This window comes from Bradyrhizobium sp. USDA 3262, from assembly GCF_054060035.1.
Genome location: NZ_JBSSCT010000001.1, coordinates 1751072 through 1776815, shown reverse-complemented (window position 1 = coordinate 1776815; position 25744 = coordinate 1751072). Strand labels below are relative to the sequence as shown.

Genomic DNA, 25744 nt, shown 5'->3' with positions numbered 1-25744 from the left:
GAAGCGCCCGACACCGACAGCCGATTCCCGGCCCGGTCTCACCCCGCATCCTGACCATCTTTCAACGTCGGCTTGCGACCCGGCGCCTCGGTCCAGGCCGCCATCGCGGGCAACCGGGTCGAGAACGGAAATGTTCGTGGTTTTGAACGAAAATGGCGCGCCCGGAACGATTCGAACGTCCGACCCTCAGATTCGTAGTCTGATGCTCTATCCAGCTGAGCTACGGGCGCATTTTCGCGGGAGGGCTTGAGCCCGCATGGCTCCGGGAGCCCCGGAACGTCGCGAAAGAGCGCTCTAGCTACAGGCTCCGGCTCCAGTTGGCAAGGTCTGGAAGTACCAATTTCGGCGCGGCTTTAGCCGCCCCGGAATACCGGAACGGCCCCTACGCCCTCGCCCGCTCGCTGCGGACCGACAGCAGTTCCACCGGACGATCCGGGATCGAAATCCGGAAGGTGGCGCCGATGGTGCCCTCGACCAGATGGATGTGGCCGCCGTGAGCCCGGATCAGCTCGGCGGCAATCGCAAGGCCGAGTCCGCTGCCGCCGGGGCGGCCGGAGGTCTGGAACGCCTCGAACAGGTGCTCGCGCGCCTTGGCTGGAACGCCCGGACCGGTGTCGGAGACCTCGATGATCGCAACCGTCCCCTCGCGGCGACCGGTGATGCGGATCTGCTGCGCGCCGCCGTCGCTGGCCGGCCGGCTTTCCAGCGCCTGCGTCGCGTTGCGCACCAGATTGAGCAGCACGCGGAACAGCTGGTCCGGGTCGGCGTCGATGGTCAGGCCGCGCTCGATCGCGCTGATCCAGGTGATCGAGACATCGGTCGCAAGTCCCGCCGACTCCCGCACCTCGGCAACCGCGGGCTCCACCATGATCACGCGGCGATCAGGCGCCGCCTCCTGCGCGCGGCCATAGGAGAGTGTCGACTGGCAGAAGGCGATGGCGCGCTCCAGCGAGCGCAACAATTTCGGCGCAAAGCGCTGCACCCGCGGGTCGGGCACGCTGGCGAGCTGGTCCGACAGCAATTGCGAGGACGCCAGCAGATTGCGCAAATCATGGTTGATCTTGGAGACGGCGAGCCCGAGCGCGGCAAGCCGGCTCTTCTGATGCAGCATCGAGACGAGGTCGCGCTGCATGTCCGACAGCTCGCGCTCGGCAACGCCGATCTCGTCGCCGCGCTGGCTCGGCACGATGATTCGCGCCGAACTCTCCGGATTCTCGTGGAAGCCGACCAGGCTCGCGGTCAGCCGCCGCATCGGGCGCACGAACAGATAATGCAGCGCCAGATAGACCAGGCCGGCGGTCAGGCCGGCAATCAACAGCGCGACGACGAGGACGTTGCGCGAGAAGCGGTACATCGCCTGCCGCAGCGGCTTCTCGTCGATCACGACCTCGATGAATTGCGCCTGGCCCGGCGCGGGTCCGACCACGCGGATGGTCTGGTCGCCATGCTCCAGCATGATCTCGAAGGCATCGACGATCGCCGACCACACCGTCATGGTCCGCATGTCGACGTCATGGTCGATCGCGGCCGGCAGGTCGGCGCTGGCGAGCAGCCGGCGCTGCTGTCCCAATTTGATGGCGACGGCACGGGCGCCGATGCTGGTCAGTATCTGCCGCGCCAGCGATTCCGGCACCAGGCCGGACGGGGCGGCATCAAGCACCAGCGCAGCGGTATTGGCGGCGGCCAGGCGGTCATTGAGCCGGTTCATCCGGAAGTTGGCGATGGCCGGGACGTAGATCAGGAGCCCGGCGATCATCACCAGGGGAATCGTCAGCAGCAAAAGCTTGCCCGACAGCCCGAGCCGGGGGGACGGCTTGGGCCGCTGCTTCTGCGCGGTCGCCTGATCGTCAGTTAGAGCCACAAGATAAGGCCTTGTTTGGCTTAGGGGTCGGAAGATGGGGCCCGGCCCCCAAGCCGGTCAAATTACGGATCGCTAATGTGGGCGGTTCCCCGAACGCCCCAAAGCGTCTCCATACCGTCAATTACCCCGCGAAATCAGATATATTCGCCCCAATTGCGACGTTTCGAAGAAGCCTTTTTGCGACGCCCTGTGACATTGACGAAAACAGGGCGCTCCCTTATAAGCCGCGCCAACTGTCCGCGATGGCCCGGTTCTTGACCCGGGGGCGGCTCCTTGGGGCCGTCAACGGCTCGTTTGGGCCTGCCAGCATCACCGGATTCCATCTCAATACAACGGCAAATTGCCCGGTCAGCGGAGAATTACCCGTGAAGCGGACTTATCAACCCAGCAAACTGGTGCGCAAGCGCCGTCACGGCTTCCGCGCCCGCCTCGCCACGGCCGGCGGCCGTAAGGTCCTCGCTGCGCGCCGCGCGCGTGGCCGCAAGCGCCTGAGCGCCTGAGCCCGGACGTCTCCTCTCCGGAGATACCCATTATGGATCGGCTGAGGCAGCGGGCGGATTTCCTCGCCGTTGCCAATGGCGCACGGGCGAATACCGCAGCTTTTGTGCTGCAGGGCCGCCGCCGCGACGATCAGGGCCCGATCCGCGTCGGCTATACCGTCACCAAGAAGAACGGCACCGCGACCGAGCGCAACCGCATCCGCCGCCGGCTTCGCGAAGTGATGAGACAGGTCGACGCCGTATTCATGCGGCCGCACCATGATTATGTGCTAGTGGGCCGTCGTGACGCGCTGACCCGCGACTTCGCGACCATGCTTGACGACCTGCGGTCGGCGCTGCGCCGCCTCGACCGGCCTGCGCCCAAGACGGGTAATAACAAGACGGGTACCAACAAGGCGGGTAACAAAAGCGCGCCCAATCCGAATGGAATGACGAGACCCTAAGAGATGTCCGACAACCGCAACACGATCCTTGCCGTCATTCTGTCCGGCCTCGTCCTGATCGCCTGGCAATACTTCTACAATGTGCCGCAGATGGAGAAGCAGCGCGAGGCGCAGCGCCAGGCGGAGTTGCAGAAGCCGGCGCCGCAGGCGACTCCGGGTGCTGCTCCTGGCGCTACTCCCGGCGCCGCTCCGGGAACCTCGGCAACCCCCTCTCCGGCCCCCGGCGCGCCTGCTGCTGACGCTCCGGTCGCGAGCCGCGAGACGGTGCTTGCCTCCGGCCCGCGCATCAAGATCGAGACCCCGCGCGTCACCGGCAGCATCGCGCTGAAGGGCGCCCGGATCGACGACCTGGCGCTGGTTCAGTTCCGCGAGACGGTCGATCCCAAATCGCCGGCTGTCGTGCTGCTTTCGCCGTCGGGCACGGCCGAGCCTTATTATGCCGAGTTCCTGTGGCTGACCGCCAACGGCTCATCGGTGAAGACGCCGAACGCCGAAACCGTCTGGCAGCAGGAGGGATCGAACAGCCTGTCGCCGAGCACCCCGGTGATTCTGAAATACGAGAACGGCCAGGGCCTGACCTTCCGCCGCACCATCTCGATCGACGATCGCTACCTCTTCAGCATCAAGGACGAGGTCATCAATCAAGGCAGCGCGCCGGTGACGCTGTATCCGTTCGGGCTGATCTCGCGCGGCGGCAAGCCGCCGGTCTCCGGCTACGCGATCCTGCACGAAGGCCCGATCGGCTATCTCGGCGAACACGGCCTGCAGGAATTCAGCTACAAGAACATCGACGAGGCCAAGACCCCGACCGGCGGAAATTCGCGCGGCATCGTGTTCACGAAGGTCACCGACGGCTGGCTCGGCATCACCGACAAATACTGGGCCACGGCACTATTGCCGGAGACCACCGCAACGCTCGAAAGCGCCCGCTTCACCACCGGCGACAAGCGCTACCAGACCGACTACATGCTCGGCGCGCAGACCATTCCGATCGGCGGCACCGGCGTCGCCAACGGGCGGCTGTTCGCCGGCGCGAAGGAGGCCGCCACGGTCGGCCTCAACTTCCCGCTGGTCGGCTTCGGCGGTTACAACAAGCAGCTCGGCCTCAACCATTTCGATCTCCTGATCGACTGGGGCCACTTCTACTTCATCACCAAGCCGATGTTCCTGGCGCTCGACTGGTTCTATCGCCTGGTCGGCAATTTCGGCATCGCGATCCTCTTGGTGACCGTGATCGTGAAGCTGTTGTTCTTCCCGCTCGCCAACAAGTCCTACGCCTCGATGGCGAAGATGAAGTCGGTGCAGCCGCAGCTGCAGGCGCTGAAGGAACGCTATCCTGACGACCGCGTGAAGCAGCAGCAGGAGATGATGGAGATCTACAAGAAGGAGAAGATCAACCCGATCGCGGGCTGTCTTCCCGTCGCCTTGCAGATCCCGGTGTTCTTCTCGCTCTACAAGGTGCTGTTCATCACCATCGAAATGCGGCATGCGCCGTTCTTCGGCTGGATCAAGGACCTCTCGGCGCCCGATCCGACCAACCTGTTTACGCTGTTCGGCCTCATTCCGTTCGATCCGATCGCGCTGCTCGGACCGCATTTCGGCTCCTATCTGGTGATGGGCATCTGGCCGATCATCATGGGCATCACGATGTGGGTCCAGATGAAGCTCAATCCGGCGCCGCCGGATCCGACCCAGAAGATGATCTTCGACTGGATGCCGCTGATCTTCACCTTCATGCTGGCAGGCTTCCCGGCGGGTCTCGTGATCTACTGGGCCTGGAACAACCTGCTGTCGGTGCTGCAGCAGAGCTACATCATGAGGCGCAACGGCGTGAAGGTGGAGCTGTTCGACAATCTGAAGTCGACGTTTCAAAAAAAAAGCGTGACGACTGAGACAAAGAAGGCGACGTAGCTTCCAGCAACAGCGCTTCGTCACCATGTCATGCCCGGCCTTGTGCCGGGCATCGACGTATTGGAGGGCGGCCAGCGCGTCTTCGAGCGAAGCGGGCGACCTTCGATTCAATCAGAACCGAGGCTCTGGACATTGACCTGGATGGCCGGGTCGTCCTACGCCAAGGACCCGCCTTGGGCCTTTGCCCGGCCGCCACGAGATGGAATCCTTCGCATGAGCACCGAACCCGATGCGGCGCTGATCGAGCAAGGCCGAAAACTGTTCGCCGGCGACTGGCGCTTCATCTGGGCCTCGCCCTCGATCGAGACGCTGCCGCCGATGGCCGGCCTCGAGGTCGCCTTTGCCGGCCGCTCCAATGTCGGCAAGTCGAGCCTGATCAACGCGCTGACCGGCCGCGGCAACCTGGCGCGCACCTCGCACACGCCGGGGCGAACCCAGGAGCTGATCTTCTTCGAGGGGCCGGAGAAGGCGGGCTTCCGCCTTGTCGACATGCCCGGCTACGGCTACGCCTCGGCGCCGAAGACCAAGGTGGCGTCATGGACGGCGCTGATCCACAAATTCCTGCTCGGGCGCGCGACACTGGCGCGGGTCTACGTGCTGATCGACGCGCGCCACGGCATCAAGGACGTCGATCTCGACGTGCTGAAGACGCTGGACAAGTCCGCGGTCAGCTATCAGGTCGTGCTGACCAAGGCCGACCAGGTGAAGGCCGGCGAACTCAAGACCGTCATCGCCGACACGTCAGCAACGCTCGCAAAGCATCCAGCCGCCTTCCCCGAAATGCTGGTGACCTCGTCGCGCACCGGCGACGGCATGCCGGAGCTGCGTGCCGCCATGGTGCGCTTGATCGAGGAACGGCGCTGATGAGCGGCGCATCCCGCCTCCTGATCGGCCTTGCCGCCATCATGGGCGCCTGTGGCGTGATGCTGGCGGCGGCCGCAGCCCATCTGCCTGATGCCACGCGGCTGGCGGCGGCATCCTCGATGCTGCTGTTCCATGCACCCGCCGTCGTCGCGGCCATCGCGGTCGCGGATCGCGCGATCATCCATGCGAAGCTCGCAGTCGCGGCGGCGGCCGGGTTCGTCATCGCGGCGTCACTGTTCGCAGGCGACCTCGTGCTGCGCCAATATGCCGGCCATGGATTGTTTCCGATGGCTGCGCCGACCGGCGGAACGCTCTTGATCCTGAGCTGGCTGGTGCTGGCGGTCGCGGCGGTGTGGCCGAAGCGGTGATGACCGCCATACTTCCTTCTCCCCTTGTGGGAGAAGGTGGCGCGGATGCAATCCGCGCCGGATGAGGGGTCTCTATCCGCGGAGTCAGACCCCTCACCCGTCTCAATCGCGCGTTGCGCGATTGATCCACCCTCTCCCACAGGGGGAGAGGGCTGAAGACCGCTTTGCGCCCTGCCCGCCAATCAGATAGAACCGCGCCACCCCTCCGCTGACGACGAGACCAGCCCCATGACTGACCAGCACATCAGCCCGCTCGATCAGGCCCGCATCCTGTCCGAGGCGCTGCCACACATGCAGGAATATGACGAGGAAACCATCGTCATTAAATATGGCGGCCATGCCATGGGCGCCGAGGACACCGCGAAGGCGTTCGCGCGCGACATCGTGCTGCTCGAGCAGACCGCGATCAATCCGGTGGTCGTGCATGGCGGCGGGCCGCAGATCGCGACCATGCTGAAGCGCCTCGGCATCCAGTCGGAATTCGCCGCGGGCCTGCGCATCACCGACGCCGCGACCATCGAGATCGTCGAGATGGTGCTGGCGGGCTCGGTCAACAAGCAGATCGTCGGCTACATCAACGAAGCCGGCGGCAAGGCCGTGGGCCTCTCCGGCAAGGACGGCAACATGGTGAAGGCGTCGAAGACGACGCGCACCATGGTCGATCCGGATTCCAACATCGAGAAGGCCATCGACCTCGGCTTCGTCGGCGATCCCGAAAAGGTCGACCTCACGCTGCTCAATCAGCTGATCGGCTATGAGCTGATCCCGGTGCTGGCGCCGCTCGCGACCTCGCAGGACGGCCAGACCCTGAACATCAACGCCGACACCTTCGCCGGCGCGATCGCGGGCGCGCTGAAGGCCAAGCGCCTGCTGCTGCTGACCGACGTGCCGGGCGTGCTCGACAAGTCCAAGAAGCTGATTCCGGACCTGTCGATCAAGGAAGCCCGCAAGCTGATCGCCGACGGCACGATTTCCGGCGGCATGATCCCGAAGGTCGAGACCTGCATCTACGCGCTCGAACAGGGCGTGCAGGGCGTCGTGATCATCGACGGCAAGACGCAGCACGCGGTGCTGCTCGAGCTCTTCACCAACCAGGGCACCGGCACGCTGATCCATAAGTAATGGCAGACGCGGGACACACGGCGAGGATCCCTCGCCGGTCGCCGGCGGCGCGGCTCGCGATGGCGCTGCCGGCCGCGCTGGTGTCGTTCCTGTTCTCGGCGGCGCCGGCGCATGCCGACCTCAAGCTCTGCAACCGCATGAGCTATGTGATCGAGGCCGCGATCGGCATCGACGACAAGGCCGCAACCGCGACACGCGGCTGGTTTCGAATTGATCCGGCGAGCTGCCGGGTCGTGGTGCAGGGCGCGCTCACCGCCGACCGCGTGCTGCTCAATGCGCGGGCGCTCGGCGTCTACGGCGCTTCGCCGATCCCGCAGAACGGCACCGACACGCTCTGCGTGGCGCAGGACAATTTTGTGATCGCCGCCGCGCGGCAATGCCGCTCCGGCCAGATGCCCGCGCAATTCACCCAGATCACGCCGACGAAGACCGACGACGGCAATCTGGTCGCCTATCTCGCCGAAGACAGCGAATATGACGACGAGCAGGCGCGCCTCGCCGGCATCCAGCGCCTCTTGGTGATCGCGGGCTACGATGCGGCGCCGATCGACGGCGTCGACGGGCCGAAGACCCAGAGTGCGCTGTCGGCGTTCCTCAGGAGTCGCGGGCTCGCCGGCGACATCGTGCAGTCGCCGAATTTCTTCGCCACCATGATCGATGCCGTGCAGAAGCCGTCGCCATCGGGGCTGACCTGGTGCAACGACACGCCGCACAAGGTGATGGCCGCGGTTGCAACCGACGACGGCAAGGTGGTGACCAGCCGCGGCTGGTATCGCATCGACCCCGGCAAGTGCCTGCATCCGGACGTGTCAGGCACACCGAAGCAGATCTATTCGTTTGCCGAAGCGGTCGACAACGACAACCGCGCCATCCGCATCAAGGACAAGCCGCTGAACTGGGGCGGCGGGGTCCAGCTCTGCACCCGCGAAAGCAAGTTCGAGATCAACGAACAGGGCGACTGCAGCACCCGCGGCCTCGCCGCGCTCGGCTTCACCACCGTCGACATGACCAGCGGCGGCAAGACGCTGCGCTTTGCGATGCCGTGATGAAGACAACGGCGCCACAAACACCACAGTCGTCCTGGCGAAATCCAGGACCCATAACCACAGGATTGCGTTTGGCGAAGAACGACGAGCATCGTGCCACATTGATAGATTCCGCGGTATGGGTCCTGGCTTTCGCCAGGACGACAGCGGAAGACCGGGCGATCGCGCCGACACGCGGAGAAAGCCATGACTAAAACTGCCCGCAGCTTCGGCCATGTCGAGACCTGGGTGTTCGACCTCGACAACACGCTGTACCCGCATCACGTCAACCTGTGGCAGCAGGTCGATGCGCGGATCGGCGAGTTCGTCAGCAACTGGCTGAAAATCTCGCCCGAGGAAGCGCGGCGGCTGCAGAAGGACTACTATCTGCGCTACGGCACCACGATGCGCGGCATGATGACCGAGCACGGCGTGCAGGCCGACGACTATCTCGCTTATGTGCACAAGATCGACCACTCGCCGCTACAACCCAATCCGGCGATGGGAGCCGCGATCGCAAAACTGCCGGGGCGCAAGCTGATCCTGACCAACGGCTCGGTCGACCATGTCGACGCGGTGCTGGGCCGGCTCGGCATCAGCAACCATTTCGACGGCGTGTTCGACATCATCGCCGCCGATCTCGAGCCGAAGCCGGCGCCGCAGACCTACCAGAAGTTCCTCAGACTCCACGACGTCGATCCGGCGAAGGCTGCGATGTTCGAGGACCTCGCGCGCAACCTCGTGGTGCCGCATGAACTCGGCATGACCACCGTGCTGGTCGTGCCCGACGGCAGCCAGGAGGTGGTACGCGAGACCTGGGAGCTCGAAGGCCGCGACGCCGCTTATGTCGACCATGTCACGGATGATCTCACCGGCTTCTTGCAGCGGCTGAAGCCGTAGCCTCTCGACAGATGTCGTCCCGGCGAAAGCCGGCAACTGTTATGTTGGTTTGGTCTGCAGGTACGGCTTTCGGTCTCGCATCATGGCATTGAGGACCGTGAGCAGCTTCCTGGCGACGGCGATGAGGGCGAGCTTGGCTGGTTTTCCGGCCTGTCGCAGCCGTGCATAGAAGGCCTTGAACGGATCAGCTCTGCGAACTGCGTTGAGGGCCGCCATATAAAGGCGTCACGAACGCGCTTTCGGCCGCCCGCAATCTTGCGCTTGCCGCGGAAGGCGCCGCTGTCGACGTTGAAGGGAGCAAGGCCAGCGAGCGCTGCGAGTTGTTTCGGTCCGACCCGCCCGAGTTCCGGCATCTGCGCGATGAGCTGCATGCAGGCCACGGGACCCACGCCGGGCAGCGAACGCATTAACTTCGCATCGTCCGCGATCTCCGCTTCGGCTTTAATCAATGCGCTGATGTCGGCCTCGATCTCGGCGATCTCGCTGTCGAGGACCTCGATGAGGCGGCCGATGCGTTCGGCCATGGCGCGATCGTCGGCCTCGCTGCGCCGGTTCTTCTCCTGGGCGCGCATGAGGACCAGCTGATCCCGCCGTTTTGCAAGCCTCGCCAAGGCGCCCCGTGCAGGATCGGCGACCTGCTCGGGGGCGGGCTGCATGGCCCGCGCAAAGGCCGCCAGCATCCGCGCATCGATCGGATCGGTCTTGGCGAGTAGGCCGCTGGCCCGTGCAAAGTCGCGGGCACGGGCCGGGTTGATCCGTGCGAACTGGATCCCGGCCTGACGCAGCGCCTCGCGAAGCGCGAGGTCATAGATACCCGTCGCCTCGAAGACGACCAGCGCATCGCATTGCCAACGCGCCACCTGCTGTGTGATGGCCTGTGTCGCGTTGGCAATGCGCCGCGGCACGCCGTCAGCCTCATCAAAGATATCGAGGTGGTTTTTGGAGATGTCGATTCCGACGTAACGAAGAGCTATGATCACGGTGCCTGTCCCTGTGATGCGAGGTCTGTTGGCGCAGCCTCGTGCAACTGTTCAGGTTGATAGATGGAACGGGCGGGAGACCGAGCCGGCTCACGGCGTCAAGCGCCAAGGACCCAACGGCTTCCCGCCCACCCTCATCCTGACAGACTTCCAAGACACAGGGACCCATAACCACCAATCTGCGCTTGGCTACTCGCTGTGGCCCCAGCGTGCCGCAACGCTGGCATTCGTGGTTATGGGCCCCGCTCGCGCTGCGCTTGGCCGGGACGACGGGAGGAGAGAGTCGGCTTGGCAGGAAGGAGTTTGCCTTGACTCGGCGGCCCCAAATTCCGAAAAAGCCCTGCAAAATTCCCGCCATATCCCCGATACGCCCAAGGATTGTCCTGATGTCGCTGTCCGCCCTCGAAACCACCGTCAACACCGCGTTCGACGCCCGCGAAGGCATTTCGACCTCGACCAAGGGTGAGGTCCGCGAGGCGGTCGACCACGCGCTGGAGCTGCTCGACAAGGGCGAGGCCCGCGTCGCCGAGCGCGAGACGAGCGGCAAGTGGAAGGTCAACCAGTGGCTGAAGAAGGCCGTGCTGCTGTCGTTCCGCCTCAACGACATGGGCCAGATCGCGGGCGGCCCGGGCAAGGCATCGTGGTGGGACAAGGTGCCGTCGAAGTTCGAGGGCTGGGGCGAGAACCGTTTCCGCGACGCCGGCTTCCGCGCCGTGCCGGGCGCGATCGTGCGCCGCTCGGCCTTCATCGCCCGCAACGTCGTGCTGATGCCCTCCTTCGTCAATCTCGGCGCCTATGTCGATGAAGCCACCATGATCGACACCTGGTCGACGGTCGGCTCCTGCGCCCAGATCGGCAAGCGCGTCCACATTTCCGGCGGCGTCGGTATCGGCGGCGTGCTCGAGCCGCTGCAGGCCGAGCCGGTGATCGTCGAGGACGATTGCTTCATCGGCGCGCGCTCGGAGGTCGCCGAGGGCGTGATCGTGCGCAAGGGCGCGGTGCTGTCGATGGGCGTGTTCCTCGGCGCCTCCACCAAGATCGTCGACCGCGAGACCGGTGAAATCTTCGTCGGCGAGGTCCCGGAATATGCCGTCGTAGTGCCCGGCACCCTGCCGGCCAAGCCGCTGAAGAACGGCCAGCCGGGACCTGCCACCGCCTGCGCCGTGATCGTCAAGCGCGTCGACGAGCGCACCCGCGCCAAGACCAGCATCAACGAGCTGCTGCGGGACTGATCGGTCTTTCGCCGCGAGATCAGTCCGTCACCGTCACCGTCACCCTGAGGAGCCTGCGAAGCAGGCGTCTCGAAGGGTCGACGGCCACCAGCGGGGCCGTGCATCCTTCGAGGCTCGCCCAGCGGCGCAATTGCGCCGCAAGGCTCGCACCTCAGGATGACGGGTCTGGACTGATCGAACCAATTTCGATCTGACGCCGACATATCTCCGGGCCGCGAAGAATTGCCGCAGCCCGGAGTTTATTTTCATGGACTGGGCCAACTACCTGTTCGGCTTCAAGGGCCGCGTCAACCGGGCCAAATTCTGGCTCGCAGGGCTGATCATCGTCTGCTGGATGATGTTCCTGGCCTTGCTGGCGGTCTCGGCCGGCCTCGGCGGCAAGAACGGGTTCAGCTTCAATGTCGACGACATCTTTCGGGCCTTCGACCCCGACAGCTACAAGTCGCTGAGCTGGGCCGGATTGCCGGCATTGCTGGTCAAGGCCTGCGGAACGTTCTTGTTCGTTTGGGTCTATGTCGCTGTCTCGATCAAACGCCTGCACGACCGCGACAAAAGCAGCTGGTGGATGGTCCCGTTTTTCGCGATCCCGGGTCTGATGAGCCAGTTCTCGGACCGGCTCCCCGATGAATCCTATTGGGTGGTGGCCGCGGGAACGATCGTCTTCGTGCTCTATGTCTGGGGCTTCATCGAGCTCGCCTTTCTGCCCGGCACCAGCTATCCCAATCGCTACGGCCCCAACCCGCTTGGGAAAACCCATGTGCGGCAAAGCCGCGACAGCGGGTCGCGCTCCGCGCGCGGCTGGGACCAGCAGAGCGAGCTCGATACCGTGCCGCACAAAGCTGGTCCCCCCGCCGTGTGACGTGTTAAGCGAGGCGCATGAGTGATGCCGTCTCGATTACCCGCGATCTCGTTCGCTGCCCCTCCGTCACCCCGGCCGACGCCGGCGCGCTTGGCGTTCTCGAAAACCTGCTGAAAACCGCAGGCTTCGAGGTCCACCGCGTGACCTTCTCCGAGCCCGGCACCGCCGATATCGACAATCTCTACGCCCGTATCGGCAGCTCGGCGCCGCATATCACCTTCGCCGGCCACACCGACGTGGTGCCGCCCGGCGATGAAGCCGCGTGGACGCTCGGCGCGTTCTCCGGCGAGGTCAAGGACGGTTATCTCTATGGCCGCGGCGCCGTCGACATGAAGGGCGGCATCGCCTGCAGCGTCGCCGCGGTGCTGCAATATCTGCAGGACCATGGCGGCAAGCCACAAGAGAATGGCAACGGCTCGATCTCCTTCCTGATCACCGGCGATGAGGAAGACGTCTCGATCAACGGCACCGTCAAGCTGCTCAAATGGTGCGCCGAGCGCGGCGAGACATTCGATCATTGCGTGCTCGGCGAGCCTTCGAATGTCGAAGTGCTCGGCGACATGATCAAGATCGGCCGGCGCGGCTCGCAATCCGGCACGCTGGTCGTCGACGGCATGCAGGGCCATGTCGCCTATCCGCACCGCGCCTCCAATCCGGTGCCTGATATCTCGCGGCTGATCGTAGCGCTGAGCGACGAGCCGCTCGATCTCGGCAGCGCGCAGTTCCAGGCCAGCAACCTCGAATTCACCACGGTCGATGTCGGCAACACCGCGAGCAACGTGATCCCCGGCCAGGCGCGGGCAAAATTCAACATCCGCTACAACGACAACCACACCCAGGAGAGCCTGCGCCAGCTGGTCGACGAACGGCTGGTGAAAGCCTGCGGCAACCGCATTCGCGCCCACATCGATTGGCAACCGTCGAACTCGAACGTGTTCGTCACCCAGCCCGGCCCGTTCACCGACCTCGCGGTCGCCGCGATCGAGGAGATCACCGGCCGCAGGCCGGAGCTATCGACCTCCGGCGGCACCTCGGACGCACGCTTCATCTCGAGCTATTGCCCAGTGATCGAGTTCGGCCTGGTCGGCCAGACCATGCATCAGGTCGATGAGCGCACGCCGGTGGCCGATCTGGAGAAGCTGACGCGGATCTATCGGGGCGTGCTGGACAGGTATTTCGGGTAGGTCAGCCGCCCGGCTGGACAAAAACATCGAAAACAACCCCATGCACAGTAGGGGTTGGGGCTACGAGCCATCCACCCGCACCAGATACAGCGTGGTATTTCGGGTAGGCTCACATCCGTAGGATGGGTAGAGCGCAGCGAAACCCATCATGGGCGCCGCGGATTCGAAGTAATGGGTTTCGCTTCGCTCTACCCATCCTACGAGATCATTCACACCGCCTAGTAATCCACCCGCATCAGATAGAGCCCGTCCGGTGGCGCCACGGGGCCGCAGGCGGCGCGGTTGCGGGCGGCGAGCGCACCCGCGAGGTCGTCTGCGCTCCAGCGGCCCTCGCCGACCCAGACCAGCGAGCCCACCATGGAGCGCACCTGGCTGTGCAGGAACGAGCGCGCCGACGTCACGATGTTGATGGCGGCACCGTCACGGGTGACGTCGAGCTGATCGAGCGTCTTCTCCGGCGACTTGGCCTGGCACTCGGTGTCGCGGAAGGTGGTGAAATCGTGCTTGCCGAGCAGGCGCTGCGCGGCGGCGTGCATCGCGTCAGCATCGAGCGCGCGCGGCACGCGCCAGACCCGGCCGATGTCGAGCGCGAGGTTCGCGCGCGTGTTGGTGATGCGATAGAGATAGTGCCGCCTGGTCGCGGAGAACCGCGCCTCGAAATCGTCGGGCACGATGTCAGCCGCGAGCACGCCGATCGGATTGGGCCGCAGATGCGCGTTCAGCCCGTCGCGAAAGCGACCGGGCGGAAAATGCTTGGCGATGTCGCAATGCGCGACCTGGCCGCGCGCATGCACGCCGGCGTCGGTACGCCCGGCGCCATGGACGCGCACGTCCTCGCCGCAGATCGCCTTGACCGCCGCCTCCAGCGCGCCCTGCACGGTCGGCGCAGTGTCCTGGATCTGCCAGCCGGAGAACGGCGTGCCGTCATATTCGATGGTGAGCTTGTAGCGGGGCATCAGCTAAGCCGCGCAGGCGGCTTCAACGGCGTGCCGCGCAGAAAATCCGCTGCCTTCATCGGCGCCTTGCCGGCGCGCTGCAGTTCGAGAATCCGGATCGCGCCGTCGCCGCAGGCGATCGCAAAATTGTCGTCGAGCACATCGCCCGGTGTGCCCGAGCCCTTGGCCAGCTCGCAGCGCAGGATCTTCAGCCGCACCGGCTCGCCTTCGCCGGTGAGCTCGCACCAGGCGCCGGGGAACGGCGAGAGCCCGTGAATGTGCCGCAGCACCGCATGCGCCGGCTGCTTCCAGTCGATCCGCGCCTCGGCCTTCTCGATCTTGGCCGCATAGGTGACGCCGTCCGCGCTCTGCTTCGTCAGCTGCAAGCCGCCGCGCCCGAGCGCCGCCAGCGCGCGCACCATCAGGTCGGCACCGAGCGGCGCCAGCGCGTCGTGCAGATCGGATGCCGTCATGCTGTCCGAGATCGGCAGCCGTTCGGCCATCGCGACGTCGCCGGTGTCGAGGCCGACATCCATCTTCATCACCATCACGCCGCTCTCGGCATCGCCCGCCATGATGGCGCGGTTGATCGGTGCGGCGCCGCGCCAGCGCGGCAGCAGCGAGGCATGCAGGTTGAAGCAGCCGAGCCTGGGCGCGTCGAGAATGGCCTGCGGCAGGATCATGCCATAGGCGACGACCACCGCGGCGTCTGCGTCATGCACGCGAAACTCTTCGAGCGCTTCCGGCGTTTTGAGGGTCTTCGGCGTCAGCACGGGAATGCCGAGGCGGCGCGCCTCCTGCTCGACCGGCGTCGGCTGCAGCTGCAGGCCGCGTCGCCCGCCCGGCTTCGGCGCGCGAGTATAGACCGCCACGACCTCATGGCCATGGGCCACGAGCTCCAGCAGCGTCGGCACCGCGAAATCGGGCGTGCCCATGAAGATCAGGCGGAGAGGCATGACGAGAACTCGGTCTGTTCCTCCCCTTGCGGGGAGAGGAATCGCATATGAAGCACGCGGGTCTATCCGCGAATTCGGTTGGCCTCTCCCGCTTGCGGGGGAGGCCGGATCGCATCGAAGATGCGATCCGGGTGGGGGCTATTTCAGCGATACGACTCGTGGAAAGACCCCCACCCCAACCCTCCCCCGCAAGCGGGAGAGGGAGTCGAGTGCCGATGGCGATCCTACTCCGCCGCGCGCTTGGCGGCCTTCTCGAATTTCTTGAAGACGCGGTCGCGCTTCAGTTTCGACAGATAGTCCACGAACAGCACGCCGTTGAGATGATCGATTTCGTGCTGGATGCAGGTGGCGTAGAGCCCCTCCGCATCCTCCTCATGCACCGTGCCGTCGAGATCGGTGAATCGCACGCGCACCCGCGCCGGGCGCTCGACCTCCTCGTAATATTCGGGGATCGACAGGCAACCCTCTTCGTACACCGACAGCTCTTCCGAACGCGCAATGATCTCCGGATTGATGAAGACGCGCGGCTTCGCCGTGGTCTCGCCGTTCTCGTCGCGCTTGGCGAGGTCCATGGTGATCAGCCGCAGTGGCTGCGCGACCTGGATCGCCGCGAGCCCGATGCCGGGCGCGTCATACATCGTCTCGAGCATGTCGTCGGCCAGCTTGCGGATCTCCGGCGTCACCTTCTCGATCGGTTTCGACACCAGCCGCAACTGCTTGTCCGGCAGGATGATAATTTCTCTTAATGCCATGGCGGCGATTTAAGCTGCTGACTTCATGGGGTCAATGCGCTCAGGAACCCGTTAGGACAACGTTAACCACGTTTCTTCACCCCGCATTAACCCGGAAAATCAGGGATGCATTTGCCATAAGCGTTCCCTCTTCGTTCGCGTCGGGCCGCGAATCGGCTACAACTGCCGGCATGAACGAGATTCTCCTCACGATTGGCGACCTTCCGGTCCGTGTCTCCGACGCATTGATCGGCCTTGGGGCGCTGGCGCTGATCCTGCTGCTCGCCATTGCGGTGGTGATCGCACGCGCCAGCCGGCGCGGCGCGGAACTCGCGATGGCCCAGGCCATCCGCGCCGACGAGCTGGAGGAGCGGCTCGCCGACATGCTGCGGGCCCAGAGCGAATCCTCCGGACGCGTGGACGCGATGACGCAGGCGCTGGCCGGCCGCCAGGCGGAGATGGCCCGGGCCGTCAACGAGCGGCTGGATTCGGTGACCCACCGGGTCGGCCAGTCGATGGAGCAATCGACCCGCAACACGATGGATTCACTGCGCGTGCTGCACGAGCGGCTCGGCATCATCGACCACGCGCACAAGAACCTCAACGAGCTCACCACCCAGGTGACGACGCTGCGCGACGTGCTCGCCAACAAGCAATCCCGCGGCGCGTTCGGCCAGGCGCGGATGGAGGCGATCGTCCAGGACGGCATGCCGAAGGGTTCGTTCGAGTTCCAGTACACGCTGACGTCGGGCAAGCGGCCGGACTGCGTCGTGTTCCTGCCCGACCAGCGCCCGCTCTGCATCGACGCGAAATTCCCGCTCGAGGCCATGACCGCGCTGCACGATGCGCGCAGCGACGAGGAGCGCAAATTCGCCAGCCAGCGGCTGCGCGCCGACGTGCTGAAGCATGTGAGCGACATCGCGGAGAAGTACCTGATCCCGGGCGAGACCCAGGACACCGCGCTGATGTTCGTGCCGTCGGAATCGGTCTATGCCGAGATCCATGACGGCTTCGACGACGTGATCCAGAAGGCCTATCGCGCCCGCGTCGTGCTGGTGTCGCCGTCACTCTTGATGCTGGCGATCCAGGTGATGCAGCAGATCCTGAAGGACGCCCGCATCCGCGACGCCGCCGACCAGATCCGCAACGAGGTGATGCATCTCGGCGACGACCTCGGCCGCCTGCGCGAGCGCGTGCTCAAGCTGCAGACCCATTTCGGCCAAGTGAACGAGGACGTCAGGCAGATCCTGATCTCCGCCGACAAGATCGAGAAACGCGCCGGCCGGATCGAGGAACTCGACTTCAGCAAGTCCGAGACCCCGATCGAGGTGCCGCGCTTCGTCAAGCCCAGCACGTCCGACCTGTTCCCCGCCCCGCGCAAGCTGCAGGCGGGGGAGTGATTGTTGTTTCTAGAAGTTGTCCGGCGTGCGCCACCTAATCGATGTCATCGCCCGACTTATCCCGAAATAGCCGCGGGTGGCGGATAGGCCTCTGGGATATTGGATCGCGCGGTCCATGTGCGCAATTGCGCACAGGCCGGGCGATGACAGTCTTTTTGAGGCTGATTCTGGCAACAACTTCTCTATGACGGCACCTAGCGATGTTGCCGACCAAAGATCGCACCACATAATCAGGTGTCATCGCCCGGCTTGACCGGGCGATCCAGTATCCCAGAGGCGGCAGATGGGGGCACGCAGCTACTACGTCTACATCCTCGCCAGCCATATCGGCGGCACGCTTTACATCGGTGTGACAAATGACCTCATTCGTCGCGTCGGCCAGCACAAGTTGAAGTTGGTCGAAGGCTTCACGGAAAAGTACGATGTCGTAAGGCTGGTCTATTTCGAGCAGTTCGATGATCCTGAGAACGCGATCCGACGCGAGAAGCGGCTGAAGAAATGGCGACGCGCTTGGAAGATTTCCCTAATCGAAAAAGACAATCCGGACTGGAACGATCTTTATCCCGAAATTGCCGCAGGTGGCGGATAGGCCTCTGGGATACTGGATCGCCCGGTCGAGCCGGGCGATGACAGTCTTTTTGGGGCCGAATCTGCTACCAACTCCTCTATGACAGCACCTGAAGCGACGTCAGACGCGTCTGCAAAGCCGGAGCCAAAGCCCGCCGCCACCTCCTGGCGCGACAGTTTTGCGGTGTACCTGCAGCCGCGGGTGCTGATCGTGCTGCTGCTGGGCTTCTCCTCGGGGCTGCCGCTGGCGCTGTCGGGCTCGACGCTGCAGGTCTGGATGAAGGAGGCCGGGGTCGATCTTGGCACCATCGGGCTGCTGGCGCTGATCGGCACGCCCTACACGCTGAAGTTCCTCTGGGCGCCGCTGGTCGACGCGCTGCACGTGCCGCTGTTCACGCAGATGTTCGGCCGCCGCCGCGGCTGGCTGCTGTTCTCGCAGTTGCTCTTGATCGCGGCGATCCTGGTGCTGGCGATGGCCGATCCGGCGCGCTCGCCGTGGTTCGCGGCCTTCGCCGCGCTGCTGGTCGCAACCGCTTCGTCGACGCAGGACATCGTGGTCGATGCCTTCCGCGTCGAAAGCCTGCCTGAAAGCGAGCAGGCCGCCGGCATGGCGTCCTATGTCGCGGCCTATCGCGTCGGCATGCTGGTCTCTACCGCCGGCGCGCTGTTCATCGTCAGCGGCTTCGAGTCCGCTGGCCTGGCGCGCCCGTCGGCCTGGATGTGGGGCTATGTGGTGATGGCCGCGCTGGTCGTGATCGGCATCGTCACCGCGCTCGCGGCGACCGAGCCGGCGCAATCGAAGGGCGCGGAGGCGGCCACGCACGCGCAGAACGCCGCGGAACGCGTATTGCACGCGGCGCTCGGCGCGTTCTCCGAGTTCCTCAGCCGCAAGGACGCCTTCGCCGCGCTCGCCTTTGTGGTGCTGTTCAAGTTCACCGACGCGTTTTCCGGCACCATGACCGCGCCGTTCGTGATCGACATCGGCTTTTCCAAGGTCGACTACGCGGCGATCGTGAAGGGTGTCGGCCTCGCCGCAACCCTGATCGGCGGCTTTGCCGGCGGCTTCGTGGCGCGGCGCTATTCGCTGGCGACCAGCCTGTGGATCGGCGGCGTGCTGCAGGCGGTCGCCAATCTCTCATTCTCCTGGCTCGCCCATGTCGGCGTCGATCAATGGGCGCTCGCGCTGGCGATCACTGCGGAGAACTTCACCAGCGCGATCGGCACCGTGATCTTCGTCGCCTATTTGTCGGCGCTGTGCCGCAATCCGCTGCACACCGCGACCCAGTACGCGCTGCTGACGGCGCTCGCCGCGGTCGGCCGCACCTATCTGTCATCGGGCGCCGGCTATGTCGCCAAGGCCGTCGGCTGGCAGGTGTTCTTCGTGATCTGCGTACTGGTCGCGATCCCGAGCCTGATCCTGCTCGCCTGGCTGCAGCGGCGCGGGCATTTCGACGAGTTGGGGCCGGTGAGGGTTTAGCTCAGCCCCCGTAGCCCGGATGGAGCGCAGCCAATCCGGGAGACCTCTCCACTGACGCGACCGTCCCGGATTTCGCTGCGCTCCATCCGGGCTACAGGCTCTCCGCGCGTCGTCCTGGCGAAAGCCAGGACCCATTACCCCAAATGCGAATTGTTGCGCGACGTTGGGGCCACGATCCATCCGACAACCAAAGCCGGTGGTTATGGGTCCTGGCCTTCGCCAGGACGACGATGAGGATGGGTGAGGCAGCTACTTCGCCACCACGCTCCACTTGGTGACGATGGCTTCGCTCATCTCGCCGGCGTCCTTGGCGCAGGCGACCTCGTCGACCTTCACCGAGATTTCCTTGCCGGAGAGGCTTTTGAGCTGCGCGGCCTGGGCGTCGTTGGTTGGAACGAGCTGGAAGGTTTCCGGCCCGGTTTCGAGATTGCACAGACCGTTCGGCGGCGGCAGGCGGCGCGGCTCGCTGGTGATCTGGTAGGTCGCGACGCGCTTGCCGCGGTTCTTCGCGTCGCGCACCTTCATGACGCCGAGTTCGCCCGACAGCACGTCGCCGGCGTGGATCATCTTGCCGGGCTTCTGCGGCGCGTCGGCCTGCTGTGCGATGGCGCAAGGCGCGGCGAACGTTGCCGCCAAAAGCGCAAAGCCCAAACGTACGCCGAACAAGCGTACGCCGAATCGGTGTGCCGTCATTGTCAGTGGTTCCGTATCTTGATTCGTCAGAGCGTGAATGACCGTCCCCGAATCGGCATCCACCCTACCATTTTGTTTCGGTGCGATCTTTTCGGATTGTAACCGATCGCTTGGCGCCCGACGCCGTGCTCGGCGCCGGCATCGCGCGCTAGAACAGCGTCCGCTGCCGCATGGCTGCAGATAGCGTACCTTCATCGAGGTAATCAAGCTCTCCGCCGACCGGCACGCCATGCGCGAGCCGCGTCACCCGCACATTGGCCTCCGACAACAGGTCGGTGATGTAATGCGCGGTGGTCTGGCCATCGACGGTCGCATTGAGCGCCAGGATGATCTCGCTGACCTCGGGCGCATGCGCGCGCGCCACCAGTTGATCGATGGTGAGATCCTGCGGACCGACGCCGTCGAGTGGCGACAGCGTTGCGCCGAGCACGTGATAGCGGCCATTGGTCGCATTGGCGCGTTCCAGCGCCCAGAGATCGGCGACGTCGGCGACCACGACGATGATCGAGGGATCGCGGCGCGTATCGGTGCACACCGTGCAGGGGTTTTGTGTATCGATGTTTCCGCAGGTCTTGCAGACCTGGATCTTGTCGATCGCGACCTGCAGCGCCGCGGTCAGCGGCGTCATCAGGGCTTCGCGCTTCTTGATCAGATGCAGCGCCGCGCGCCGCGCCGAACGGGGCCCGAGGCCCGGCAGCCGCGCCAGCAACTGGATCAGCCGTTCAATCTCGGGGCCGGCAACGCTTGCAGCCATTTAAGTCGGACCAAATCCCGGCGGCAGGCCGAGCCCGCCGGTGAGCGCCATCATCTTCTCCTGCATCGCGGTCTCGGCCTTGCGGCGGGCATCGCCATGCGCGGTGACCAGGAGATCCTCGAGCACCTCGCGTTCCTCCGGCTTCATCAGCGACGGATCGATCTTGATGCCCTTCACTTCCATCTTGGCGGTCATGCGCACCGTGACCAGACCGCCGCCGGAGATGCCTTCGACCTCGACATTGCCGAGCTGTTCCTGCATCTCCTGCATCTTGGATTGCAGCTGCGCTGCCTGCTTCATCATGCCGAGAAAATCAGCCATGCGTGCGTCCTTGTAGCCAAATATCAATCGTCGTCGCTGTCGGAAGTTTCAATCGGATCTTCGCCGGTCGCATCCGCAACCGGAACCTCGGCGGCAAGGCGGCGGACCTCGACCACCTTGGTGCCGGGGAAGCGCGCCAGCACCTCCTGCACGCGCGGATCGGCTTCCGCAGTGCGCTGATGCTCGCTGCGCGCCAATTCGTTCTGCGAACGGACGGTCGGCTGGCCGGCCTCGTTGGAGATGATCACGGTCCAGCGCCGCCCGGTCCATAGTTCGAGCTTGCGCGACAGATCGGTGACCAGCGCGCGCTGCGCCTTTGGCTCGAGGGCGATCTCGAGCTGGCCGTCCTCGATGCGCACCAGCCGCACATCGGCCTCCAGCGCACTCTTCATCATGATGTCGCGCTTCTCGCCGGCGAGCGCGATCAGCTGCGGAAAGCTTGATATCCGGAGCGCCGGCGCGGCATCGGCGGCCGGCGCTGCCATCTGCGGACGCGCGGCGAAATCGGCGCGCGGCGCGGCCTGCGGCGCGCGCACCGGCGCGGATGACATCGCAGGCATTGCCGAGGATGGTGCGCCGCGCGACGGTTGCGAGGCGGCGGATCCCGACGCCGCGGGCGCAGCGCCGCCGCCATTCTGCTCGATCATCCGGATCGCCTCATCCGGCGTCGGCAGATCGGCGACATAGGCGATCCGCACCAGCACCATCTCGGCGGCGGCGGCCGGGCGCGTCGCGGTCTGCACCTCGGCGATGCCCTTGAGCAGCATCTGCCACATCCGCGACAGCACCCGCATCGACAGCTTGGCGGCGAATTCACGCGCCCGCACCCGCTCGGTCTCGCCGAACGCGACATTGTCTGCCGTCCCCGGCACGACCTTCACGCGGGTGACGAAATTGACGAACTCGGCAAGGTCGGACAGCACCACGACCGGATCGGCGCCGACGTCATATTGCGCGCGAAATTCGGCGAAGGCGCTGGCGAGATCGCCGCGCGCCAGCGAATCGAACAGGTCGATCACGCGGGTGCGGTCGGCGAGGCCGAGCATCTGCCTGACCGCGTCGGCCTTCACATTGCCCGCGGCATGCGCGATCGCCTGGTCGAACAGCGACAGCGAGTCGCGCACCGATCCCTCGGCCGCGCGCGCGATGATGCCGAGCGCCTCGGGCTCGACCTCGACGCCTTCCTTGGTCGCGATATTGCCGAGATGCTTCATCAGCACGTCGGCTTCGACGCGGCGCAGGTCGAAGCGCTGGCAGCGCGACAGCACCGTGATCGGAACCTTGCGGATTTCGGTGGTGGCGAACACGAACTTGGCGTGCTCCGGCGGCTCCTCCAGCGTCTTCAGGAAGGCGTTGAAGGCCGCCGTCGACAGCATGTGGACTTCGTCGATGATGTAGACCTTGTAGCGCGCGCTGGCCGGCGCATAGCGCACGCTGTCATTGATCTGGCGGACATCGTCGACGCCGGTGTGGGAGGCGGCGTCCATCTCCAGCACGTCCATGTGCCGGCTTTCCATGATCGCCTGGCAGTGGATGCCGAGATCGGGCATGTGGATGGTCGGCCCGTTCACCGAGCCGTCCGGCTTGGCGTAGTTCAGCGCGCGGGCGAGGATGCGCGCGGTGGTGGTCTTGCCGACCCCGCGGACGCCGGTGAGGATCCAGGCCTGCGGAATCCGCCCGGTCTCGAACGCGTTCGAGACGGTGCGCACCATGGCCTCCTGGCCGATCAGATCCTCGAAGCTGGAGGGTCGGTATTTGCGGGCGAGAACGCGGTAGGGCTTGGCGGCGTCCGGCGCGGCGCCGAGATCGAAACCGCCGTCAAGGCTTGCTTTGCCTGCGCCATCGGACGGTTGGGAGGGGTCGCCAGCGTCATTCATGCATCGATCCGCAACTTGGGAATTGTCTCTTCGGCCGGCGTGCGGATAGGAGCCGAAATCGAGCGCCGGGCGCGGAGACCGCCATTCCAGCGCGATTCGCTCGGAAAAACAGGTAGGAGACTGACGAGCGACCCGATCCGGACCTCGTTAGGGCTGCTTCCTTCCGGACCTGACCCGGTTGGCGAGTGGCTCGTCCACCGCCAATCTCCCGGTCCCTATTTGGGGCCAAAACCGCCGGAAAGCAAGCGGCCTGACCCGGCTTTGTAAGGCTGGCTTTGTGGGACTTGTCTGGGAACACGGAAAGGCATTATTTGCCCGTATGCCCGCCTCCAATTGGTCGCTGCATTCGCAGCTCAAGAAAGACACTATCGACATCGGCGACCTGCCGCTGTGCAAGGTGCTCGTCATCAAGGATGCGCATTATCCGTGGCTGCTGCTGGTGCCGCGGCGCGACGGCGCGGTCGAGATCATCGACCTCGACGAGGTCGCGCAGGCGCAGCTGATGACGGAAATCACCCGCGTCTCGCGGGCCCTGAAAGAGGTCACCAAGTGCGACAAGCTGAATGTCGCAGCGCTCGGCAACCTCGTCCCGCAGCTCCACGTCCATGTCATCGCGCGCCGCACCAGCGACGCTGCATGGCCGCGTCCCGTTTGGGGCGTGATGCCGCCGCTGGCGCATGACGCCGAGGAAGTGCAGAATTTCATCAGCGCGCTTCGCCGCAAGATCTGGTTGGGTTGAACATTCAATGTCCGCATTCGATTCCTTTCCGCTCGGCCAGCCGGCCTTTGTCACCCATGTGCTGGACCGCGCCGCGCATCTGCGCACCAACGACGAAAAACTATTCGCGCTGGAGGGCCACCGCGAAGCCCGTGCCTACGTGATCTATCGCGACTCGCTGGTCGTGAAGCAGGAGGACGGCGGGGCCCGCGCCCTGCTCTCTCTGGAGGAAGCCCGCAGCTACGGCGCCAATCCCGGCACGATTTTCCTGGGGCTGCGCGACGCCGCGCCGATCTTCGGCATGGGGATCGCGCCGCAGGCGGCCGAGAAGCTGGTCGGACGCGCCGACGTCGCGATCACCGAATTGCGCGGCATGGCGATGCAGGGAGTGGTGCCGCCCGAGCAGCTCTCGGCCATCGCGATGGCGAAATCGATGGTAACCTGGCATCAGCGCCACGGCTTCTGTGCGAACTGCGGCACCCGCACGGCGATGAAGGACGGCGGCTGGAAGCGCGAATGCCCGAGCTGCAAGGCCGAGCACTTTCCGCGCACCGACCCGGTCGTGATCATGCTGGTCACCTACGGCGACAAGGTGCTGCTGGGGCGGCAGAAGCAGTTCATGCCCGGCATGTATTCCTGCCTCGCCGGCTTCGTGGAAGCCGCCGAGACCATCGAGGACGCCGTGCGACGCGAGATTTTCGAGGAGTCCGGCATCCGCTGCACCGACGTCAACTACTACATGACGCAGCCCTGGCCCTATCCGTCATCGCTGATGATCGGCTGCACGGCGCGCGCGACCAACGAGGATATCGTGGTCGACCGCACCGAGCTGGAGGATGCGCGCTGGTTCGACCATGCCGAGGCGTCGCTGATGCTGAAGCGCCAGCATCCCGACGGGCTCGCCGGCCCGCATCCGTTCGCGATTGCCCATCATCTGCTCGGCCGCTGGGTGCATCACCAGAACCCGTTGGACAAATAGCGGGAACCGGACATCGTTCTGCCGATTAAAGCTGGACACAGTTCTGGCAGTAACGGAACCATTGCGACGGATCCCCGCATGAATTTTCAGAACGGCGCCCCGAAAGTCCCGCCCCGCATCCTCTGCATCGGCCTGCCGGTGCGCGACCTGACCTTTCGGGTCAGCGTGCCGGCGCGCGGCTCCAAGGAGAACGCGACGCATTTCGACGAGATCTGCGGCGGCAACGCGCTGAACGCCGCGATCGGCATCGTCCGGCTGGGCGGCCGCGCTTCGATCTGCGGACCGATGGGCGATTCGCAGGAGACCTCGAGCCGCTACATCTTCGACAAGCTCGCCCAGGAAGGCATCGAGACCAATCATCTGATCCACATGCCGAACCTGGTCACCCCGATCTCGGCGATCATGATCGACGACAGCGGCGAGCGCACCATCGTCACCTTCCGCGATCCGGAGCTCTGGAAGGTCAAGCTGCCGCCGACCGAGCTCTTGCTGGAGGATTGCGCGGCGATCCTGACCGAGAGCCGCTGCGCGCCGTTCTGCACCGAGCTTTGCGCCGAGGCGGTCAAACGCGGCATTCCGGTGGTGGTCGACGTCGACCGCGCGATGTCGATGCGGGAGGGGCTGCTCACCGCCTCCTCCCATCTGGTATTTTCCAGCGAGCCGCTGCAGGAGACCGCCGACGTCACCGACGACGGCCAGGCGCTGCACAAGCTCGCCAAGCTCACCCCGTCCTTCCTGGCCGGCACCCGCGGCCCTCAGGGCACGATCTGGCTCAACGAGAAGGGCGGGCTCGAGGAGACCCCGGCCTTCCCGGTCCATACCGTCGACACGCTCGGGGCCGGCGACGTCTTCCACGGGGCGTTCGCCCTCGCCATCACCGAGAAACAGCCGCTGCGGGACGCGCTCCGCTTCGCCTCGGCTGCTGCAGCACTGAAATGCACCCGCTTCGGGGGTGCTTATGCCGCACCGCAACGCACTGAAGTTGAAGAGTTTTTGGGTCAGCACGCCGACGCCAAGCCGGCCTGAGTCGTCACGAATCGCTTGATTTGGAAGATTCTTCTCTATATGAGGGATATTGAACCTTCAT

25 protein-coding genes, 1 tRNA gene, 1 other RNA gene and 1 pseudogene are annotated in these 25744 nt (G+C 65.1%); 17 read left to right on the top strand and 11 right to left on the bottom strand.

The window, feature by feature from the left end; all coding sequences use genetic code 11:
• Positions 1–153: 153 nt before the first annotated feature.
• Both ACVWYP_RS08180 and ACVWYP_RS08175 read right to left on the bottom strand, forming a co-directional pair.
• Positions 154–230, bottom strand: a tRNA-Arg gene (locus tag ACVWYP_RS08180).
• A gap of 152 nt (positions 231–382) precedes the next feature.
• Positions 383–1861: a sensor histidine kinase gene (locus ACVWYP_RS08175; RefSeq protein ID WP_028340405.1), complete on the bottom strand. Its 1479-nt coding sequence runs from the start codon at positions 1859–1861 to the stop codon at positions 383–385.
• A gap of 365 nt (positions 1862–2226) precedes the next feature.
• Here ACVWYP_RS08175 and rpmH point away from each other — a divergent pair, with 365 nt between their 5' ends.
• The 8 genes from rpmH (at position 2227) to ACVWYP_RS08135 (ending at position 8994) form a co-directional block, all read left to right on the top strand.
• Positions 2227–2361 carry a 50S ribosomal protein L34 gene (rpmH, locus tag ACVWYP_RS08170; RefSeq protein ID WP_008542748.1) on the top strand — a complete coding sequence of 45 codons (135 nt, stop codon included), beginning with the start codon at positions 2227–2229 and terminating at the stop codon, positions 2359–2361.
• A 32-nt stretch (positions 2362–2393) separates the two neighbouring features.
• A complete protein-coding gene (gene rnpA / locus ACVWYP_RS08165) occupies positions 2394–2804 on the top strand; it encodes a ribonuclease P protein component (protein WP_212054238.1) in 411 nt (136 codons plus the stop codon).
• Between the two features lie 3 nt (positions 2805–2807).
• On the top strand, positions 2808–4715 hold the full coding sequence (gene yidC / locus ACVWYP_RS08160) for a membrane protein insertase YidC (protein ID WP_212054240.1): 1908 nt from the start codon (positions 2808–2810) through the stop codon (positions 4713–4715).
• Positions 4716–4928: 213 nt separating this feature from the next.
• Positions 4929–5579 (top strand): ribosome biogenesis GTP-binding protein YihA/YsxC, encoded by a 651-nt coding sequence (yihA, locus tag ACVWYP_RS08155; RefSeq protein ID WP_304498349.1) that lies wholly within the window; start codon positions 4929–4931, stop codon positions 5577–5579.
• The gene (locus ACVWYP_RS08150; protein ID WP_304498348.1) at positions 5579–5947 is read left to right on the top strand and encodes a DUF423 domain-containing protein; all 369 of its coding nucleotides are present in this window, start codon (positions 5579–5581) and stop codon (positions 5945–5947) included. The genes yihA and ACVWYP_RS08150 overlap by 1 nt, the downstream gene beginning before the upstream one ends.
• Positions 5948–6175: 228 nt before the next feature.
• Positions 6176–7069: an acetylglutamate kinase gene (gene argB, locus ACVWYP_RS08145; RefSeq protein ID WP_016848093.1), complete on the top strand. Its 894-nt coding sequence runs from the start codon at positions 6176–6178 to the stop codon at positions 7067–7069.
• A gap of 59 nt (positions 7070–7128) precedes the next feature.
• Entirely contained in the window at positions 7129–8115 is a 987-nt protein-coding gene (locus tag ACVWYP_RS08140; protein ID WP_304500202.1) for a DUF1036 domain-containing protein, read from the top strand.
• A gap of 186 nt (positions 8116–8301) precedes the next feature.
• Positions 8302–8994, top strand: a complete 693-nt coding sequence (locus ACVWYP_RS08135) for a pyrimidine 5'-nucleotidase (RefSeq protein ID WP_304498347.1) — start codon at positions 8302–8304, stop codon at positions 8992–8994.
• Positions 8995–9033: 39 nt separating this feature from the next.
• On the opposite strand, the pseudogene ACVWYP_RS08130 reads toward ACVWYP_RS08135, so the two are convergent.
• Positions 9034–9974: pseudogene (locus ACVWYP_RS08130) on the bottom strand (IS110 family transposase).
• 386 nt (positions 9975–10360) lie between these two features.
• Between ACVWYP_RS08130 and dapD the strand changes: the two are divergent.
• From dapD to dapE, 3 genes are all read left to right on the top strand, one after another.
• Entirely contained in the window at positions 10361–11206 is an 846-nt protein-coding gene (gene dapD, locus ACVWYP_RS08125) for a 2,3,4,5-tetrahydropyridine-2,6-dicarboxylate N-succinyltransferase (protein ID WP_028335932.1), read from the top strand.
• 247 nt (positions 11207–11453) lie between these two features.
• Positions 11454–12065, top strand: coding sequence for a DUF805 domain-containing protein (locus ACVWYP_RS08120; protein ID WP_304498345.1), 612 nt, complete (start codon positions 11454–11456; stop codon positions 12063–12065).
• A 17-nt stretch (positions 12066–12082) separates the two neighbouring features.
• Complete coding sequence (gene dapE / locus ACVWYP_RS08115; protein WP_304498344.1) at positions 12083–13249, top strand: succinyl-diaminopimelate desuccinylase; 1167 nt, start codon at positions 12083–12085, stop codon at positions 13247–13249.
• A 218-nt stretch (positions 13250–13467) separates the two neighbouring features.
• Here dapE and truA read toward each other — a convergent pair whose 3' ends face one another.
• From truA to def, 3 genes are all read right to left on the bottom strand, one after another.
• On the bottom strand, positions 13468–14205 hold the full coding sequence (truA, locus tag ACVWYP_RS08110) for a tRNA pseudouridine(38-40) synthase TruA (RefSeq protein WP_057018975.1): 738 nt from the start codon (positions 14203–14205) through the stop codon (positions 13468–13470).
• On the bottom strand, positions 14205–15140 hold the full coding sequence (gene fmt, locus ACVWYP_RS08105; RefSeq protein WP_304498343.1) for a methionyl-tRNA formyltransferase: 936 nt from the start codon (positions 15138–15140) through the stop codon (positions 14205–14207). The genes truA and fmt overlap by 1 nt, the downstream gene beginning before the upstream one ends.
• A gap of 224 nt (positions 15141–15364) precedes the next feature.
• The gene (gene def / locus ACVWYP_RS08100) at positions 15365–15892 is read right to left on the bottom strand and encodes a peptide deformylase (protein WP_038385628.1); all 528 of its coding nucleotides are present in this window, start codon (positions 15890–15892) and stop codon (positions 15365–15367) included.
• 170 nt (positions 15893–16062) lie between these two features.
• On the opposite strand from def, the gene ACVWYP_RS08095 reads away from it, so the two are divergent.
• The 3 genes from ACVWYP_RS08095 to ACVWYP_RS08085 all read left to right on the top strand — a co-directional run bounded on the left by ACVWYP_RS08095 (position 16063) and on the right by ACVWYP_RS08085 (position 19315).
• Positions 16063–17271 (top strand): DNA recombination protein RmuC, encoded by a 1209-nt coding sequence (locus ACVWYP_RS08095; protein WP_304498342.1) that lies wholly within the window; start codon positions 16063–16065, stop codon positions 17269–17271.
• Positions 17272–17554: 283 nt separating this feature from the next.
• Positions 17555–17860 (top strand): GIY-YIG nuclease family protein, encoded by a 306-nt coding sequence (locus tag ACVWYP_RS08090; RefSeq protein ID WP_304498341.1) that lies wholly within the window; start codon positions 17555–17557, stop codon positions 17858–17860.
• Positions 17861–17938: 78 nt separating this feature from the next.
• Entirely contained in the window at positions 17939–19315 is a 1377-nt protein-coding gene (locus ACVWYP_RS08085) for an AmpG family muropeptide MFS transporter (protein ID WP_304498340.1), read from the top strand.
• 249 nt (positions 19316–19564) lie between these two features.
• On the opposite strand, the gene ACVWYP_RS08080 is transcribed toward ACVWYP_RS08085, so the two are convergent.
• The 5 genes from ACVWYP_RS08080 to ffs form a co-directional block, all read right to left on the bottom strand.
• The gene (locus tag ACVWYP_RS08080; protein WP_439711183.1) at positions 19565–20008 is read right to left on the bottom strand and encodes a hypothetical protein; all 444 of its coding nucleotides are present in this window, start codon (positions 20006–20008) and stop codon (positions 19565–19567) included.
• Positions 20009–20156: 148 nt separating this feature from the next.
• Entirely contained in the window at positions 20157–20762 is a 606-nt protein-coding gene (gene recR, locus ACVWYP_RS08075) for a recombination mediator RecR (protein ID WP_304498339.1), read from the bottom strand.
• Positions 20763–21083, bottom strand: a complete 321-nt coding sequence (locus ACVWYP_RS08070) for a YbaB/EbfC family nucleoid-associated protein (protein ID WP_028335943.1) — start codon at positions 21081–21083, stop codon at positions 20763–20765.
• 23 nt (positions 21084–21106) lie between these two features.
• Positions 21107–22960, bottom strand: coding sequence for a DNA polymerase III subunit gamma/tau (locus tag ACVWYP_RS08065; protein WP_304498338.1), 1854 nt, complete (start codon positions 22958–22960; stop codon positions 21107–21109).
• Between the two features lie 112 nt (positions 22961–23072).
• Positions 23073–23169: signal recognition particle sRNA small type (gene ffs / locus ACVWYP_RS08060), an RNA gene on the bottom strand.
• 110 nt (positions 23170–23279) lie between these two features.
• Between ffs and ACVWYP_RS08055 the strand changes: the two genes are divergently transcribed.
• From ACVWYP_RS08055 to ACVWYP_RS08045, 3 genes are all read left to right on the top strand, one after another.
• A complete protein-coding gene (locus ACVWYP_RS08055; protein ID WP_028344138.1) occupies positions 23280–23699 on the top strand; it encodes an HIT domain-containing protein in 420 nt (139 codons plus the stop codon).
• Positions 23700–23706: 7 nt separating this feature from the next.
• Complete coding sequence (nudC, locus tag ACVWYP_RS08050) at positions 23707–24657, top strand: NAD(+) diphosphatase (RefSeq protein ID WP_304498337.1); 951 nt, start codon at positions 23707–23709, stop codon at positions 24655–24657.
• A 78-nt stretch (positions 24658–24735) separates the two neighbouring features.
• Positions 24736–25683, top strand: coding sequence for a sugar kinase (locus ACVWYP_RS08045; protein ID WP_304498336.1), 948 nt, complete (start codon positions 24736–24738; stop codon positions 25681–25683).
• Positions 25684–25744 lie beyond the last annotated feature (61 nt).

Excerpts from the sequence above, each read along its gene's own strand:
- recR (WP_304498339.1), bottom strand. The coding sequence starts at position 20,762 with ATGGCTGCAAGCGTTGCCGGCCCCGAGATTGAACGGCTGATCCAGTTG.
- ACVWYP_RS08090 (WP_304498341.1), top strand. The coding sequence starts at position 17,555 with ATGGGGGCACGCAGCTACTACGTCTACATCCTCGCCAGCCATATCGGC.
- ACVWYP_RS08045 (WP_304498336.1), top strand. The coding sequence starts at position 24,736 with ATGAATTTTCAGAACGGCGCCCCGAAAGTCCCGCCCCGCATCCTCTGC.
- ACVWYP_RS08085 (WP_304498340.1), top strand. The coding sequence starts at position 17,939 with ATGACAGCACCTGAAGCGACGTCAGACGCGTCTGCAAAGCCGGAGCCA.
- ACVWYP_RS08120 (WP_304498345.1), top strand. The coding sequence starts at position 11,454 with ATGGACTGGGCCAACTACCTGTTCGGCTTCAAGGGCCGCGTCAACCGG.
- ACVWYP_RS08150 (WP_304498348.1), top strand. The coding sequence starts at position 5,579 with ATGAGCGGCGCATCCCGCCTCCTGATCGGCCTTGCCGCCATCATGGGC.
- ACVWYP_RS08140 (WP_304500202.1), top strand. The coding sequence starts at position 7,129 with ATGGCGCTGCCGGCCGCGCTGGTGTCGTTCCTGTTCTCGGCGGCGCCG.
- dapE (WP_304498344.1), top strand. The coding sequence starts at position 12,083 with ATGAGTGATGCCGTCTCGATTACCCGCGATCTCGTTCGCTGCCCCTCC.
- ACVWYP_RS08065 (WP_304498338.1), bottom strand. The coding sequence starts at position 22,960 with ATGAATGACGCTGGCGACCCCTCCCAACCGTCCGATGGCGCAGGCAAA.
- truA (WP_057018975.1), bottom strand. The coding sequence starts at position 14,205 with ATGCCCCGCTACAAGCTCACCATCGAATATGACGGCACGCCGTTCTCC.
- fmt (WP_304498343.1), bottom strand. The coding sequence starts at position 15,140 with ATGCCTCTCCGCCTGATCTTCATGGGCACGCCCGATTTCGCGGTGCCG.
- ACVWYP_RS08055 (WP_028344138.1), top strand. The coding sequence starts at position 23,280 with ATGCCCGCCTCCAATTGGTCGCTGCATTCGCAGCTCAAGAAAGACACT.
- yidC (WP_212054240.1), top strand. The coding sequence starts at position 2,808 with ATGTCCGACAACCGCAACACGATCCTTGCCGTCATTCTGTCCGGCCTC.
- def (WP_038385628.1), bottom strand. The coding sequence starts at position 15,892 with ATGGCATTAAGAGAAATTATCATCCTGCCGGACAAGCAGTTGCGGCTG.
- ACVWYP_RS08070 (WP_028335943.1), bottom strand. The coding sequence starts at position 21,083 with ATGGCTGATTTTCTCGGCATGATGAAGCAGGCAGCGCAGCTGCAATCC.
- rnpA (WP_212054238.1), top strand. The coding sequence starts at position 2,394 with ATGGATCGGCTGAGGCAGCGGGCGGATTTCCTCGCCGTTGCCAATGGC.
- ACVWYP_RS08095 (WP_304498342.1), top strand. The coding sequence starts at position 16,063 with ATGAACGAGATTCTCCTCACGATTGGCGACCTTCCGGTCCGTGTCTCC.
- yihA (WP_304498349.1), top strand. The coding sequence starts at position 4,929 with ATGAGCACCGAACCCGATGCGGCGCTGATCGAGCAAGGCCGAAAACTG.
- argB (WP_016848093.1), top strand. The coding sequence starts at position 6,176 with ATGACTGACCAGCACATCAGCCCGCTCGATCAGGCCCGCATCCTGTCC.
- dapD (WP_028335932.1), top strand. The coding sequence starts at position 10,361 with ATGTCGCTGTCCGCCCTCGAAACCACCGTCAACACCGCGTTCGACGCC.
- ACVWYP_RS08135 (WP_304498347.1), top strand. The coding sequence starts at position 8,302 with ATGACTAAAACTGCCCGCAGCTTCGGCCATGTCGAGACCTGGGTGTTC.
- nudC (WP_304498337.1), top strand. The coding sequence starts at position 23,707 with ATGTCCGCATTCGATTCCTTTCCGCTCGGCCAGCCGGCCTTTGTCACC.
- ACVWYP_RS08080 (WP_439711183.1), bottom strand. The coding sequence starts at position 20,008 with ATGACGGCACACCGATTCGGCGTACGCTTGTTCGGCGTACGTTTGGGC.